This window comes from Streptomyces sp. NBC_01268 (assembly GCF_036240795.1).
GTDB lineage: Bacteria > Actinomycetota > Actinomycetes > Streptomycetales > Streptomycetaceae > Streptomyces.
In genome coordinates, this window is sequence record NZ_CP108454.1 from 1,316,086 (window position 1) to 1,330,408 (window position 14,323).

At 75.1% G+C, this 14,323-nt stretch carries 12 protein-coding genes; 6 read left to right on the top strand and 6 right to left on the bottom strand.

The window, feature by feature from the left end:
* Window positions 1-71: 71 nt before the first annotated feature.
* Window positions 72-1,064 carry a MerR family transcriptional regulator gene (locus tag OG309_RS05505; RefSeq protein ID WP_329418614.1) on the top strand — a complete coding sequence of 331 codons (993 nt, stop codon included), beginning with the start codon at window positions 72-74 and terminating at the stop codon, window positions 1,062-1,064.
* A 16-nt stretch (window positions 1,065-1,080) separates the two neighbouring features.
* Here the strand turns inward: OG309_RS05505 and OG309_RS05510 are convergent, their stop codons facing one another.
* Window positions 1,081-1,719, bottom strand: coding sequence for a sigma-70 family RNA polymerase sigma factor (locus tag OG309_RS05510; RefSeq protein WP_329418615.1), 639 nt, complete (start codon window positions 1,717-1,719; stop codon window positions 1,081-1,083).
* Window positions 1,720-1,884: 165 nt separating this feature from the next.
* The gene (locus OG309_RS05515) at window positions 1,885-3,258 is read right to left on the bottom strand and encodes a cryptochrome/photolyase family protein (RefSeq protein WP_329418617.1); all 1,374 of its coding nucleotides are present in this window, start codon (window positions 3,256-3,258) and stop codon (window positions 1,885-1,887) included.
* 193 nt (window positions 3,259-3,451) lie between these two features.
* On the opposite strand from OG309_RS05515, the gene OG309_RS05520 reads away from it, so the two are divergent.
* Complete coding sequence (locus OG309_RS05520; RefSeq protein ID WP_329418618.1) at window positions 3,452-5,560, top strand: ATP-binding protein; 2,109 nt, start codon at window positions 3,452-3,454, stop codon at window positions 5,558-5,560.
* Here the strand turns inward: OG309_RS05520 and OG309_RS05525 are convergent.
* Window positions 5,557-7,119 carry an SDR family oxidoreductase gene (locus tag OG309_RS05525; RefSeq protein WP_329418619.1) on the bottom strand — a complete coding sequence of 521 codons (1,563 nt, stop codon included), beginning with the start codon at window positions 7,117-7,119 and terminating at the stop codon, window positions 5,557-5,559. The two genes, OG309_RS05520 and OG309_RS05525, sit on opposite strands and share 4 nt — an antisense overlap.
* A 167-nt stretch (window positions 7,120-7,286) precedes the next feature.
* On the bottom strand, window positions 7,287-7,703 hold the full coding sequence (locus tag OG309_RS05530; RefSeq protein WP_329418621.1) for a secondary thiamine-phosphate synthase enzyme YjbQ: 417 nt from the start codon (window positions 7,701-7,703) through the stop codon (window positions 7,287-7,289).
* A 92-nt stretch (window positions 7,704-7,795) separates the two neighbouring features.
* Between OG309_RS05530 and OG309_RS38125 the strand changes: the two genes are divergently transcribed.
* The 4 genes from OG309_RS38125 to OG309_RS05545 all read left to right on the top strand — a co-directional run bounded on the left by OG309_RS38125 (window position 7,796) and on the right by OG309_RS05545 (window position 11,357).
* On the top strand, window positions 7,796-7,879 hold the full coding sequence (locus tag OG309_RS38125) for a putative leader peptide (RefSeq protein WP_352027631.1): 84 nt from the start codon (window positions 7,796-7,798) through the stop codon (window positions 7,877-7,879).
* A 259-nt stretch (window positions 7,880-8,138) separates the two neighbouring features.
* A complete protein-coding gene (locus OG309_RS05535; protein ID WP_329418623.1) occupies window positions 8,139-8,774 on the top strand; it encodes an ATP-binding cassette domain-containing protein in 636 nt (211 codons plus the stop codon).
* Between the two features lie 211 nt (window positions 8,775-8,985).
* The gene (locus OG309_RS05540; RefSeq protein WP_329418624.1) at window positions 8,986-10,191 is read left to right on the top strand and encodes an LLM class flavin-dependent oxidoreductase; all 1,206 of its coding nucleotides are present in this window, start codon (window positions 8,986-8,988) and stop codon (window positions 10,189-10,191) included.
* Between the two features lie 74 nt (window positions 10,192-10,265).
* A complete protein-coding gene (locus tag OG309_RS05545) occupies window positions 10,266-11,357 on the top strand; it encodes an NAD(P)-binding domain-containing protein (protein ID WP_329418625.1) in 1,092 nt (363 codons plus the stop codon).
* On the opposite strand, the gene mltG is transcribed toward OG309_RS05545, so the two are convergent.
* On the bottom strand, window positions 11,323-12,183 hold the full coding sequence (gene mltG / locus OG309_RS05550) for an endolytic transglycosylase MltG (RefSeq protein WP_329418627.1): 861 nt from the start codon (window positions 12,181-12,183) through the stop codon (window positions 11,323-11,325). The genes OG309_RS05545 and mltG overlap by 35 nt on opposite strands.
* Before the next feature lie 298 nt (window positions 12,184-12,481).
* Complete coding sequence (locus tag OG309_RS05555) at window positions 12,482-14,317, bottom strand: ABC transporter ATP-binding protein (protein ID WP_329418628.1); 1,836 nt, start codon at window positions 14,315-14,317, stop codon at window positions 12,482-12,484.
* Window positions 14,318-14,323 lie beyond the last annotated feature (6 nt).

Genomic DNA, 14,323 nt, shown 5'->3' on the forward strand with positions numbered 1-14,323 from the left:
ACCGCCGACGCCCTGCTTCCGTCGGCGCCGCTTGTTCCTGTCGCATCGTTTCCGCGTCGTATGGTGGAGGCATGCCCGACACGGCTCATGGGATCACGACGGGTGCCGTCGCGCGGCGCCTCGGCGTCTCCCCCACGACGGTGCGCTCCTGGGACCAGCGGTACGGCATCGGTCCCGCCGAGCGCGCGGACGGACGGCACCGCCGGTGGAGTCCCGCGGACGTCGCGATGCTCGAGGAGATGTGCCGGCTCACGGCCTCGGGCGTCCCGCCCGCCGAGGCCGCGCGCGCCGCCCAGGGGGTACGGCCCCCAGAGGTACGGCCCCCGGCGGCCCGGCCGGCGACTCCCCGGGAGACGGCCCGCCGCGCGGGGCCCGGCAGCGGGCTGCCCCTGGGCGACGTGCGCCAGGAGTGCCGGGGGCTCGCCCGCGCCGCCGTGCGCCTCGACGGTCCGGCCATGGAGGGGCTACTCCAGGAGGTGCTGGCGGAGCACGGTCTGGTCACCGCGTGGGAGGAGGTCATGGTCCCGACGCTGCACGCGGTGGGCCGCAAGTGGGAATCCTCCGGGGACCGTTACGTCGAGGTGGAGCACCTGCTGTCCTGGCACATCTCCACCGCGCTGCGGCGGGGTGCCGCCGTCGCCCGGCCGGCGGCCGCCGCCTCTCTCGCGCCGGTCGTCCTCGCCTGCGTCCCCGCCGAACAGCACACGCTGCCGCTGGAGGCGCTCACCGCGGGACTCGCCGAACAGGGCCTGCCGACCAGGATGTTCGGTGCCGCCGTGCCCGCGGAGGCCGTCGACGCGGCGGTACGGCGTTCGGGCCCGGCCGCCGTCGTCCTCTGGTCCCAGGCGCGCTCCACCGCGCACCACGCTCTGGCCCGGCACGTCGCGGGCACCGAGTTCGGGGTCCGCGGAGCGCGCACGGCCCCCCTGGTCCTCCTCGCGGGCCCCGGCTGGCGCGGCCGGACACCCTCCCCCGGCACGGTGCGCCCCTCCGGGCTGCGCGAGGCCATCGAGGTGATCGCGGAGCTGTACGGGGAGTCACCGGGCGGGGGCGGGGCGGGCTGACCGGATTCCGGCCCGCTCACGCCCGACGGGCGGCGGGCGCGGCGGGTGCGAGGTCGTGGCGCATGCGCAGCAGACCTCGGCGGGCGTGGCTCTTGACCGTGCCCAGAGGCAGGCCGGTGCGGTCCGCGATCTGCGCCTGGGTCAGATCGGCGAAGTAGGCGAGGGCCAGGACGTCGCGCTGGACACGGGGCAGCCGGGCCAGCTGCTCGGTGACGACGATCCGGTCGAGGACCCGCTCCGGCTCCGCCTCCGGACGGTCCTCGTGCTCCAGGGCGGCGCCGAGGGCCGCCGCGAGCTCGGTGCGGCGGGTGCGGGCGGTCAGCGCGTCGGCGATCTTGCGGCGCGCGATCCCGGTGAGCCAGGCGGGCAGCGTGCCCCGCTCGGGCCGGAAGCCGGCCCGTCCGCGCCAGGCCGCGACGAACACCTGCTGCGTGATGTCCTCCGCCTCGCGCGGGTCGCCCAGCGCCCGGGTCGCGAGGGCGTGGACCAGGCGGCCCCAGCGGTGGTAGGCCGCGGCCAGGCAGGACTCGTCGCCGAGGACCAGCCCGCGGGCGATGCGGTCGTCCGTGACGCGGGGGGCGCCGGCCAGGTCGTTCAGGTCGTCGGCGTCCCGGGGGGCGGTGGTGCGGGTGGCGGTGGTCCGGGTGGCGGTCATGGCGGTTCCTCCGGCGGGGGCGGCGTCGGGACCTCGCTCACCGGTCCCGTGCACCCTCACGTTCCGGCCGTTCGGCCTGCCCGTACAACTCGCATCGTTTACGCGTCGAAATGTTGTCCGGCCTACGGCGCGTGCTGCGCCCACGGCGCCTGCCGCGGCGCTCCCTCATGCCTTGTCCCGGTCCTCCCGGAAACGCGCCAGGGCGTCGGAGAGGTCGACCAGCGGTTCCGGGTAGTCCACGGCGGCCCGTTCGAGCCCGACGAGCCGCCACGGCTCGTGGACGGCCGGGCCTTCGAGCCCGGCGAGCTCCGGGACCCAGCGCCGCACGTAACCGCCGTCCGGGTCGTACCGCCTCCCCTGCCGCACCGGGTTGAGGACACGGTTGGGCCGCGTGTCCGTACCCGTGCCCGCCGCCCACTGCCAGTTGAGCTGGTTGTTCGCGATGTCGCCGTCCACCAGCAGACCGAGGAAGTGGCGCGCCCCCTCCCGCCAGTCGACGCGGAGCGTCTTCGTCAGGAAGGAGGCCGTGAGCAGCCGGCCCCGGTTGTGCATCCACCCCTCGTGGGCGAGCTGGCGCATGGCGGCGTCGACGACGGGATAGCCGGTCCGCCCCTCCCGCCAGGCGGCGAAGTCGGCTTCCGCGTCGGCGCCCCGCCGCCAGTGGTCGTGCCGCGGCCGGTAGTCCTCGGCCGCCGCCCCGGGGCGCGCGGCCAGGACCTGATGGTGGAAGTCGCGCCAGCACAGCTGCCGTACGAACGCGGCGGCGCCCGGCCCGCCCCGCCGGCGCGCCCGGTGCACCGCCTCGGTCGCGGAGACGGAGCCGAAGTGGAGGTGGGGCGAGAGCCGGGAGGTGAGGTCGCCTGCCAGGTCGTCGTGGCCCTCCTCGTACGCGTCGACGTGGGCCGCCAGCCAGGAGCCCAGCCTCTTGCGTCCCTCGCTCTCGCCCCCGACGGCGAGCCCGGGCGACACGTCCGGGACCGCGGAGCGGCGCGGCAGGGACGCGGACCGCACCTCCGAGGGCACCCGCACCTCCTTCGGGACGGGCAGGGGCGTCCGGAGCGGCTCGGCGGCCCAGCGCCGGTGGTACGGCGTGAACACGGCGAAGTGGTCCGACCCCTGCGGAAGGACGTCGCCGGGCGGTACGACGGTGACGACGCCGTCGTGCACGTACAGCCGGCGTCCGTCGCCCTCCAGCGCCTGGCGCAGCCGCGTCTCCCGCGCCGCGGCGAAGGCGGTCACCCCCGCGGCCATGTGCACCTCGTCGGCCTCGGTCTGCCGCACGAGCGCCAGCACCTCGGACACGGTGTCGCCCTCCCGCACGACGAGCCGGCCGCCGCGACCGGCGAGTCCCCGGTCGAGATCGGCGAGGCAGTCGGCGAGGAACGCCAGCCGGTTGGGCGCGGCGAAGCCCGCGCGGTCGACGGCCGGATCGCGGACGAACACCGGAACCACCTCCTGCGCCCCCTCGACCGCGGCCCTGAGCGGCGGATGGTCGTGGACCCTGAGGTCGGAGGTGTACAGAACGACGGAGACGGTCATCGCGCCCTCCCTGCTGGGCCGCCGTCCGCGAGCCCACGAGCACGCGACGGCGGCGTACTGATTTCACACCCGTGCACCCGCGGTTCCCCCGCGACACGCGTTCCGGATGCACCCGGGACGGAAACGGCCGAAGACGGCGGTCGCCCGGTTCACCCGGTCGGACGCGGCCGGGTTCTGCCCGAGAATGCGGGGCATGGAGTCGTGGAGGCCGCCGGAGAGCGGGCCGTACGTGGGGCGGGACGAGGCCGTCGGGGAGCTGGGCTCCCTGCTGCGCACGCGGCGGCTGGTGACGCTGGTGGGCCTGGGCGGGATCGGCAAGTCCCGGCTCGCCGCGCGGGTGGCCGAGATGTTCGGACCGGACGCGCCGGCGACGGGCGCGGAGGGGTTCGGACCGCACGGGCCGGGACCGGCCGCGGATGCCCCCGGCCCCGACGCGCTCCGGCCGGAGGGCCCCCGGCCGGACGCGTTCGCCGCCGTCCACTGGTCCCCCCTCTGGTCCCTGACCGGCCCCTCCCTGGTCACCTCGCTGGTCGCCGACGCCTGTGGTCTGTCGGACCACTCGGCGGGCGATCCGGTGGACACCCTGGCCGACTGGATCGGGTCCCGCCGCGTCCTGCTGGTCCTGGACTCCTGCGAGCACGTCCTCGCCGCCTGCGCCGCGCTCGTCCGCGTCCTCCTCGCGCGCTGCCCCGCGCTCGTGGTGCTCGCGACCAGCCGCGAGCCGCTGGGGATGGCCGAAGAGACGCGGTTCCCCGTCGGCCCGCTGGACCCCGACACCGAGGCGGTGGAGCTCTTCGCCGCGCGCGCGGCGGCCGTGGGCGTCCGGTGGACCCGGCCCGAGGAGTTCGTCGCCGCCGCCGACGTGTGCCGCCGACTGGAGGGGGTGCCGCTGGCGCTGGAGCTCGCCGCCGGGCACCTGCGGCAGCGGCCGGTGGACGCGATGGCCCGGCTCCTGCGCGGCCGGCTCGCACTCGCCCGGGAGCCGGAGAGCCGGGTCCAGCCGGCCCGTCACCGGGCGCTGCGGACCACGATCGGGTGGAGCCACGAGCTGTGCGAGCCCCACGAACGCCTGCTGTGGGCACGACTTTCGGTCTTTCGTTCGGGTGCCACGGTGGAGGACGTGACGCGGGTCTGCCGCGGCGGACCGCTGACCGACGCCGTGCTGGCCCGGGCCCTCGAAGGGCTGGCCCGCAAGAGCGTCGTCACGCTGTCCGACGACCGGGTGCACCTGTACGACACCGTGCGCGAGTACGGGGCGCTGTGGCTGGCGGAGCTCGGCGAGACGCGGACGACGCGCACCCGGCACGCCCTGCGCTTCCACGAACTGGCCCTGGCCGCCGAGGAGTCCTGGTGGGGGTCGGTGCAGGCGGAGACGGCCGCGCGGCTGACCGCCTGCCACGGCGACCTGTGCGCGGCGCTGGAGCACCTGCTGGCGACCGACCCCCAGCGGGCCGCCGAACTCGCCGGCGCGGTCGGCTTCTTCTGGGCCTGCTCGGGGCACCTTCACGAGGCCTCGCACTATCTGGAGGAGTGCCTGCGACGGGTCGCCGGGCCCTCGGCCGTGACGGCGAGGCTGTGCTGGGCACTGGGGGTGGTGCGGTGCCTGCGCGGCGAGTACGACACGGCGGCGCGGCTGGCGGGCCGGGCCGACGAGGAGGCGGTACGGGCGGGGGACGCGTCGCTGCTCGCGGACGCGGCGTACCTGCGCGGCCTGGTGATGCTGCTGCGGGGCGAGCCCCGGAACGCGCTGGCCGTCGCCGATCGCGCGCTGGCCGGCCCGGCGTGCGGCGCGGCCGCGGCGGCCCGGTGCCGGCTGGTGCGCGTGTTCGCGCTGACGGCCGTCGGCGCCGTGCCGAGGGCACGGGCGGCCGCCGAGGCGTTGCGGGACGACTGCGTCGCGGCCGGAGAGCACTGGACGCGCGCCTACACGGAGTACCAGCTGGCGGTGATGGCCCTGTCGGAGGAGCGCGCGTCCGACGCCGCCGCACACTCCCGGGCGATGCTGCGCGGCAAGCGCCTCATCGGCGACGCCTTCGGTCTCGGCCTGGGCCTCGACCTGCTGGCGGTCGCCCTTGCGGCGCTGGAGCGGGGCGAGGAGGCGGCGGTCGCGTACGGGGCGGGCCACGTGTTCTGGGAGATGGTCGGGCATCCCCAGCGGGGCACCCCCGAGTTGAAGCCCTTGCGGCAGCGGGCCGAGCGGGCGGCCCGCCTCCAGATAGGCGACGGCGCGTACGAGGCCGCGTACCGACTGGCGCGGATCGCCGACCCGTTCAGGACCCTGGAGACGATGCTGACCGGTTAGCGGGACGGCGGCTCCCCCGGGGGAGAGCCGCCTTCTCGTGGCCCCCGCGGCGACGTGCGCCGTCCGCTCTCGGCCTCGGCGGTCCGGGCGATCTTCCGGGCCATGCCGCCGAAGACCACGGCGTGGAACGGGGCCACGCTCCACCAGTACGCCTGCCCCGCGAGGCCCCGGGGATGGAAGAGCGCCCGCTGCCGGTACGAGGTGCGGCCCCGCTCGTCGCGGTCGACGCCCATCTCCAGCCAGGCGAGCCCGGGCAGACGCATCTCGGCCCGGAGGCGGAGCAGCCGGCCGCGGTCGATCTCCTCCACGCGCCAGAAGTCCAGCGCGTCACCGGCCCGCAGCCGCGCCGCGTCCCGGCGCCCCCGGCGCAGTCCCACGCCCCCGACGAGCCGGTCGGCCCAGCCGCGTACGGCCCAGGCCAGCGGGAACGAGTACCAGCCGTTGTCGCCGCCGACACCCTCGATGACCCGCCACAGCGCCTCCGGGCTGGCGTTGACGGCGCGCGAGCGTTCGTCGGTGTAGAGGCTGCCGCCGGCCCAGTCGGGGTCGGTCGGCAGCGGGTCGCTCGGCGCGCCGGGCGTGCCGGCGGAGGACCAGCGGGTGGTGACCTTGGCGTCCCGGACCCGGCGCAGGGCGAGGCGCAGCGACTCGTCGAAGGTGAGGGGCTCCCCCGGGCCGTCCGGGACGTACCGGACGATGTCGTTCTCGGTACGGACGACCTCGTGCCGGAGCGATTCGGCGAGGGGCCGCGCCAAGGCGGCGGGGACCGGGGTGACGAGCCCGATCCACTGGCTGGACAACCGGGGCGTGAGCATCGGCACGGAGACGATGAGGCGCTTGGGCAGCCCCGCGACCTGCGCGTACCGCACCATCATCTCCCGGTACGTGAGGACGTCGGGGCCGGCGATGTCGAAGGTCCTGCTGACGTCCGAGGGCAGGGCGGCGCTGCCCACCAGGTAACGGAGCACGTCGCGGACGCCGATGGGCTGCACCCGGCTGCCGACCCAGCTCGGCGTGACCATGACGGGCAGCCGCTCGGTCAGGTACCGCAGCATCTCGAAGGAGGCCGATCCGGAGCCGATGACGACGGCCGCCCGCAGGACGGCGGTGGGGACGCCCGAGCCGAGCAGGATGCGCCCGACCTCGGTACGGGACCTCATGTGCGGCGAGAGGTCCTCGTCCGGCACGCCGCGCGGGGCGAGGCCGCCCAGGTAGACGACGCGCCGCACACCGGCGGCCCGGGTCTCGGCGGCGAAGGTGCGGGCGGCGAGCCGGTCCCTGTCCTCGAAGTGCGGCGTCGAGGACATCGAGTGGACCAGGTAGTAGGCGACCTCGACCCCCTCGAACGCCTCCCGCAGGCTCGCCGCGTCGGTGACGTCCCCGCGCACGATCTCCACCCGTCCGGCCCAGGGGAAGTCCCGCAGCTTGTCCGGATGCCGGGCGAGACACCGCACCCGGTACCCGTGGTCGAGCAGCTCCGGCACGAGCCGCCCGCCGATGTACCCGCTCGCACCGGTGACCAGACAGAGGGCGCCCTCGGAGGGGCTGGGAGTGTCCATGCGCTGATCCGTTCCACCGATGTCCGTGACGTGGCCGCGCATCCGCGCGCCCGCGGCGTGCCCGTGCCGCACACGCCCCTGTGTCGATGCTTCACCACACCGGGGGTCCGCGGATGCGGAGCAGGCCCGGTTCCGCCCTTCCGGCTCAGTCGGGGCCCGGCCCGCGCTCAGCCCAGGAAGCTGAGCCGCACCTGCCGGACGGGGTTGTCCTTGTTGGTGTCGACCAGGCAGATCGACTGCCAGGTCCCGAGCTCCAGGCGTCCGCCCAGCACCGGCACCGTGGCGTGCGGCGGGACCAGGGCGGGGAGGACGTGGTCGCGGCCGTGACCCGGGGAGCCGTGGCGGTGCTGCCAGCGGTCGTCGGCGGGGAGCAGGTGGTGGAGGGCGGAGAGGAGGTCGTCGTCGCTGCCGGAGCCGGTCTCCAGGATGGCGAGGCCGGCGGTGGCGTGGGGGACGAAGAGGTTGAGGAGGCCGTCGGCGCCCTGGGCGGTGCGGGAGAGGAAGTCCTCGCAGTGGCGCGTGAGGTCGGTGACGGTCTCCGTGGAGCCGGTGGTGAGGCTGAGGATCGTGGTGCTGAAGGGCATGGGCCCCATCCTGCCGTTCACGGGCCGGGATCGCGCGTCCACGCTCCGAGACACCGTTGACCCGGCTCGGGACGGCTCGCTACGTTCGCGTCATGTTGCGTACAGCCCTGCTCACCACGCGCGGTCACATCGACCTGCTGCGGGTGGCTTCCGCCGCGTGTCGTCGCGGCCGCTGACGTCTCCCTCTCCTCCCTTCCGGGCCTGCCTGTTCCTGGCCTCCTGTTCCCGGGCTCCCGTTCCGTGCCCCCTGGCCCCCCGGCTTCCTGACGCGGTGACAGCCGTGGGCGCGCGTGCGCGTGATGCGGGTGGCCGTACGTGTCCTGTCCGTGCGCGTGTCCCTGGGTGCTGACGCGTACCCCGGGTCCTTCCTCGCCTCGTCGCGCACGTCCTCCTCGCCGAGGGCGGCGTGCGCACTCCCGAAAGGCTGCTGCCGTGATGGCGACCGACCTTCCCCGGGCCGTGACCGTCCGCGGTCTGACCCGTTCCTTCGACGGACGCGCTGTCGTCGACGGGCTCGATCTGAGCCTGGCGGCCGGGCAGTTCACCGCCCTGCTGGGGCCGAGCGGCTCCGGAAGGTCGACGCTGCTGGGGGTGCTCGCCGGGCTCGACCGCGAGGTCAGCGGCACCGTGCTGGTGCCGCGCCGACGGGCCCTCGTGGCCCGGGCGCCGCGCCTGTCGCCGTGGAAACGGGTGTGGCGCGGTGCGCCGTCCGGCCCGCCGGGCCCACGGGTGTCGCTGGCTCGGGCGTTGGTGCGGGATCCCGATCTCCTCCTTCTCGACGATCCGTTCGGGGCACTGGACGCGCGGGCCGCGTCGGCGGCCCGGCGCCGGGTGAGGGAGTGGTGGGCGCGGGGCGGCCGCACCGTGCTCCTGGTCACCGACGACCTCGACGAGGCGCTGCTGCTCGCCGACCGGGTGCTCGTGATGCGCGGCGGAGGCATCGCGTACGACACGCCGGTCGCCCTCGACCGGCCGCGCTCCCCCGCAGATCCGGCCTTCTCCGCTCGGCGCGTCCGCCTGCTCGCCGAGCTCGGAGTCGCGACGGACGCGACCGTGCCGCAGGCCGCCTGACCCACCCGCCCCCGCCCGTCCCGGCGCGCCACCGTCACCCGCCCCCACGCACCCGCCTTCCCCTGCCCCTCCCGCACGCCCCGCCCTCCGCCTCCCTTCCCTCCTCACACCCACGCCCTCCCCCTCCCCTCCCCTCCCGCACGTCCCGCTCCGTCACCCACCCGCCGCCGTCGGCCACCCCGGCGTGCGGCCACCGAAAGGGCAGCTCCCGATGACCGTCCATCTCCACTGGTTCCTGCCGACCGGCGGCGACGGCCGCACCCTCGTCGACCGGCACGTGTACGGCGACGGCGGCATCGGCCGCACGAGCGGGGTGCGGGCCCCGGACGTCGAGTACCTGGCGCAGATCGCCAAGGCGGCCGAGCGGCTGGGGTTCGAGGCGGTCCTCACGCCGACCGGGACCTGGTGCGAGGACTCCTGGCTGACCACAGTCGCCCTCGCCCAGCACACCGAACGGCTCAAGTTCCTGGTGGCGTTCCGGCCGGGGGTCGTCTCCCCCGTGCTCGCGGCCCAGATGGCGGCGACGTATCAGCGGATCACCCGTGGCCGGTTGCTGCTCAACGTGGTGACCGGCGGCGACGCGGCCGAGCAGCGGCGCTACGGCGACTTCCTCGGCCACGACCAGCGCTATGAACGGACCGCCGAGTTCCTGCGGGTGGTGCGCGGGGTGTGGAGCGGGCAGCCGTACGACTTCGAGGGCGTCCACTACCAGGTGGACGGCGGGCTGACCGCGCTGCCGCCGGACCCGCTGCCGGAGATCTTCTTCGGCGGCTCCTCGGCGGCGGCCGGTCCGGTCGCCGCCGAGCACGCGGACGTCTACCTGACCTGGGGCGAGCCGCCGTGGCAGGTGAAGGAGAAGATCGACTGGATCCGGGGGCTCGCGGAGGAGCGGGGCCGCGAGGTCCGTTTCGGCATCCGGCTGCACACGATCTCCCGTGACTCCGCGCGCGAGGCATGGGCGACGGCCGACCGGCTGCTCGCCGATCTCGACGAGGAGACGGTGGCCACGGCCCAGGCGGCGCTGGGGCGCAGCGAGTCGGTGGGCCAGCAGCGGATGCTGGCGCTGCACGGGGGCGGCACGCTCGACCGGGACCGGCTGGAGATCGCGCCGAACCTGTGGGCGGGCGTGGGGCTGGTTCGGGGCGGGGCCGGGACGGCGCTCGTCGGCAGCCATGCGGACGTGGCCGACCGGATCGAGGAGTACCACGACCTGGGTGTCGAGCACTTCGTGCTGTCGGGCTATCCGCATCTGGAGGAGGCGTACTGGTTCGGGGAGGGCGTGACGCCGGAGCTGGCTGCGCGCGGTCTGCTGCCGGCCGTCTCCGCCTCGCCGCTGCTCGGCGTCCCGGCGGCGAACGGCCGCCCGGCCTCCGCACCGGGCGGGGCTCCGCTCCTGGTGTCCGGCGGCGGGCGGTAGCCGGTCGGCCTCCTCGCCCATGGCGTCGTGGGCGGGCCGGGAAGATCCCCGCCCCGCCCACGGTTGGTGGAACCGTGAACGATTTCGGGGTACGCGAAGTGGACGTGGTCGTCGTCGGCGCCGGGCAGGCGGGGCTGTCCGCCGCCTACCACCTGCGGCGCACCGGGTTCGAGCCCGACCGGGACTTCGTGGTCCTCGACCACGCCCCGCGCGCCGGCGGCGCCTGGCAGTTCCGGTGGCCCTCGCTCACGTACGGCAAGGTCCACGGGATGCACGCGCTGCCCGGCAAGGAGCTGACCGGGGCGGACCCCGCCCGGCCCTCCTCCGAGGTGATCGGCGGCTACTTCGCCGACTACGAGGAGACCTTCGGCCTGCGGGTGCACCGCCCGGTGGAGGTGTCGGCGGTCCGCGAGGGCGAGGACGGCCGGCTGCGCGTCGAGACCTCCGAGGGCGTGTACGCCACTCGCGCGCTGATCAACGCCACCGGCACCTGGGACCGCCCCTTCTGGCCCCGCTACCAGGGGCAGGAGACCTTCCGCGGCCGCCAGCTGCACACCGCCCGGTACCCCGGGCCCGAGGCCTTCGCCGGGAAGCGGGTGGTCGTGGTCGGCGGCGGCGCCTCCGGCACGCAGCACCTGATGGAGATCGCCGAGGTCGCCGCGGAGACGACCTGGGTCACCCGCCGCGAGCCCGTCTACCGCGAAGGCCCCTTCGGCGAGGTCGAGGGCCGGGCGGCGGTCGCCCTCGTGGAGGACCGGGTACGGCGCGGCCTGCCCCCGCAGAGCGTCGTGTCGGTCACCGGCCTCCCCCTGAACGACGCCATCCGCTCCGCCCGCGCGCGCGGGATCCTGGACCGCCTGCCCATGTTCGACCGGATCACCCCGACCGGGGTGGCCTGGGACGACGGGCGGACGGTCGAGGCGGACGTGATCCTGTGGGCGACCGGCTTCCGGGCCGCGATCGACCACCTGGCGCCGCTGCGGCTGCGCGAGCCGGGCGGTGGCATCCAGGTCGAGGGCACCAGGGCGGTGCGCGACGAGCGCGTCCATCTGGTCGGCTACGGCCCCTCGGCCTCGACGATCGGCGCCAACCGCGCCGGGCGGGCGGCGGTCGGCGAGATCCGCCGGCTCCTCAGGCGCGCCCCGCAGCCCGTCGCTGCTCGTTGAACTCGGCCACGTTGGCCTGGTGTTCGGGGTAGCTCGCGGTGAAACGGGTGTCGCCCGGCCGCACGGTCACGAAGTAGAGCCAGTCGCCGTCGGCCGGGGCGATCGCCGCCGCCATGGCCGCGTCACCCGGGTTCCCGATGGGCGACGGGGGCAGGCCCCGGCGCTCGTAGGTGTTGTAGGGGCTGTCGATGCGGGTGTCCTGGTGGGTGGTGTCCACGGTGTCGCGCCCCAGGGCGTAGTTGATCGTGGAGTCCATCTGAAGGGCCATGCCCCGGCCGAGCCGGTTGTAGACGACCCTCGCCACCTTCGCCATGTCGTCGGCCCTGTCGGCCTCGGCCTGCACGATGCTCGCGACGATCACGGTCTGGTGGACGCTCATCCCGTGCCGCCGGGCGCCCTCGGTGACGCGCTCGCCGCCGAAGCGCCGGCCCGCCGTGTCGACCATGTAGCGGAGCAGGCCCTGCGGGGTCGTGGCCTTCACCACCGGGTACGTGGCGGGGAAGAGATAGCCCTCCGGGTTGCCCCCGGCCGCGGGCGGCAGGGCCAGACCGGTGGCCTGCGACTGGGCGGTGCGGCGGGTGGTGCCCTCCGGCAGGCCGAGCGAGCGGTCGACGGCCGCGTACACCTCTCCGGCCCTCCAGCCCTCCGGGATGAGCAGGGTGCGTTGCTTCTCCGGCGCGGGCCGCCCCTGGCCGCCGAGCAGCAGCGGCACCGTGATCGCGGCGGCGACGGCGAGGGCGGCGCCCAGGAGGAGCGCGAAGCGGCCGCGCCGGGTCAGGCGGGTGCGGCGGCGACGGCGCTGGGGCTGCCAGGACCGGTACGTCATGGGCGCACGCTAACCCGGTGCGTCCGCGAATCCGGGGAGCGCCGGACACGCGGCGGCGCCGCCGGTCCCCTGGGACGGGGGGCCGACGGCGCCGCTTTCCTGCCGGGCGTGAGGGTCAGACGAGCCAGCCCAGGAAGTGGAGGACGCCGGCGAGCAGGTTGGTGATGACGTTCATGGTGGTGCTTCTCCTCGTACAGAGCGTTTCTGTGGGACTGCGCGGTCGCGGTCTGCAGCCCGTCGCTCGCGCTCCGTAATCATGCGACGCCGTACGGGAGCGAGGCAACGAAAAGCGGCACGATCACACGTTCTGGGGAACAACCGCTCCCACGTTCGTGTGTTCGTCCCGGCGCACCAGCGCCGCGTACCGCCCGTCGCGGGCGAGGAGCTCCTCGTGGGTGCCGCGCTCGGCGATCCGTCCGGCCTCGAGGACGACGATCTGGTCGGCGTCGCGGACGGTGGAGAGCCGGTGCGCGATGGTGATGGTGGTGCGGCCCGCGGAGAGGGAGTCGATGGCCTGCTGGACCGCCTGCTCGGTGCGGGTGTCGAGGGCGCTGGTCGCCTCGTCGAGGATGAGCACGGGCGGGTCGCGCAGGATGGTGCGGGCGATGGCGAGGCGCTGCTTCTCGCCGCCGGAGAAGCGGTAGCCGCGCTCGCCGACGAGGGTGTCGTAACCGTCGGGCAGCGAGGCGATGTGGTCGTGGATCTGGGCGGCGCGGGCGGCGGCCTCGATCTCCTCGTCGGTGGCGTCGGGCTTGGCGAAGCGCAGGTTCTCCGCGACGGAGGCGTGGAAGAGGTAGGTCTCCTGGGAGACCACGCCGACCGCCTGGGCGAGGGTGTCGAAGCCGAGGTCGCGCACGTCGGTGCCGTCGAGGGTGACGCGGCCCCCGGTGACGTCGTACAGCCGGGGCACCAGGTAGCTCAGGGTGGACTTGCCGGAGCCGGTGGGGCCGACGACGGCGAGGCTGCCGCCGGCGGGGACGGTGAGGTCGATGCCGTCGAGGGTGGGACGGCCCTCGCCCTCGGGGTCGTAACGGAAGGCGACCTTCTCGAAGGCGACCTCGCCGGAGACGCGCGCGGGGCGGACCGGCTCGGCGGGCTCGGTGATCTCGACGGGCAGGTCGAGGTACTCGAAGATCCGCTGGAAGAGGGCGAGCGAGGTCTGCATCTGCACGCCGGTCGAGAGCAGGCTCACGGCGGGCCGGAACAGGCCCTGCTGGAGGGAGACGAAGGCGACGAGCGTGCCGAGGGAGACGGCGGGGCCGCCGGCCTGGAGGGCGAGGCCCGCGGCCCAGTAGATCAGGGCGGGCATGGCGGCCATCACGATGCCGATGGTGGACATGCGCCACCGTCCGGCCATGGAGGAGCGCACTTCGAGGTCGACGAGGCGCTCGGACTCCTCGGCGAAGGACTTCGTGAGGGAGTCGGCGCGGCCCATGGTGCGGCCGAGCAGGATGCCGCTGACGGAGAGCGACTCGGTCACGGTCGCCGCCATGGCGGCCATCTGCTTCTGCCGGTGCGTGGTGATGCGCTTGCGCTCGCGCCCGACCCGGCGGCTGATCCAGACGAAGACCGGCAGCAGGAGCAGGGAGACGAGGGTGAGCCGCCAGTCGAGCGCCAGCATGGCGACGACGGTGGCGACGACGGCGGTGAGGTTGGAGACGAGGGAGGTGGCGGTCGAGGTGACCGTCGCCTGCATGCCGCCGATGTCGTTGGCGATCCGGGACTGGACCTCGCCGGTGCGGGTGCGCGTGAAGAAGGCCAGCGGCATCCGCTGGAGCTGGGCGTAGACCGCGGTGCGCAGGTCGTGCATGACGCGCTGGCCGACGGTGGTGGATATCAGCGTCTGGAGCACGCCGAAGACGCCGGAGACCACGGCGGTCACGATCATGCCGAGGGCGAGCAGGCTGAGCAGCCCGGTGCGCCCCTGGGGGATCGCGGTGTCGAGGATCTCCTTCAGGAGGAAGGGCGAGGCGATGGAGACCAGGGACGACGCGCCGACCAGCAGGCCGACGACGGCGAGGCGGCCCCGGTAGGGGCGGAAGAGCCGCAGGATGCGCCGCAGCTGCGCGGGCTCCTCGGTGCGGCCGGGTTCACGGGAGGGAGGCGTCCAGGTGGACTCGTCGTGCGGATGCATGGGCTC

Bases quoted from the DNA above. Each gene is read 5' to 3' on its own strand.
- OG309_RS05505 (WP_329418614.1), top strand. From the start codon at position 72: ATGCCCGACACGGCTCATGGGATCACGACGGGTGCCGTCGCGCGGCGC.
- OG309_RS05510 (WP_329418615.1), bottom strand. From the start codon at position 1,719: ATGACCGCCACCCGGACCACCGCCACCCGCACCACCGCCCCCCGGGAC.
- OG309_RS05515 (WP_329418617.1), bottom strand. From the start codon at position 3,258: ATGACCGTCTCCGTCGTTCTGTACACCTCCGACCTCAGGGTCCACGAC.
- OG309_RS05520 (WP_329418618.1), top strand. From the start codon at position 3,452: ATGGAGTCGTGGAGGCCGCCGGAGAGCGGGCCGTACGTGGGGCGGGAC.
- OG309_RS05525 (WP_329418619.1), bottom strand. From the start codon at position 7,119: ATGGACACTCCCAGCCCCTCCGAGGGCGCCCTCTGTCTGGTCACCGGT.
- OG309_RS05530 (WP_329418621.1), bottom strand. From the start codon at position 7,703: ATGCCCTTCAGCACCACGATCCTCAGCCTCACCACCGGCTCCACGGAG.
- OG309_RS38125 (WP_352027631.1), top strand. From the start codon at position 7,796: ATGTTGCGTACAGCCCTGCTCACCACGCGCGGTCACATCGACCTGCTG.
- OG309_RS05535 (WP_329418623.1), top strand. From the start codon at position 8,139: ATGGCGACCGACCTTCCCCGGGCCGTGACCGTCCGCGGTCTGACCCGT.
- OG309_RS05540 (WP_329418624.1), top strand. From the start codon at position 8,986: ATGACCGTCCATCTCCACTGGTTCCTGCCGACCGGCGGCGACGGCCGC.
- mltG (WP_329418627.1), bottom strand. From the start codon at position 12,183: ATGACGTACCGGTCCTGGCAGCCCCAGCGCCGTCGCCGCCGCACCCGC.
- OG309_RS05555 (WP_329418628.1), bottom strand. From the start codon at position 14,317: ATGCATCCGCACGACGAGTCCACCTGGACGCCTCCCTCCCGTGAACCC.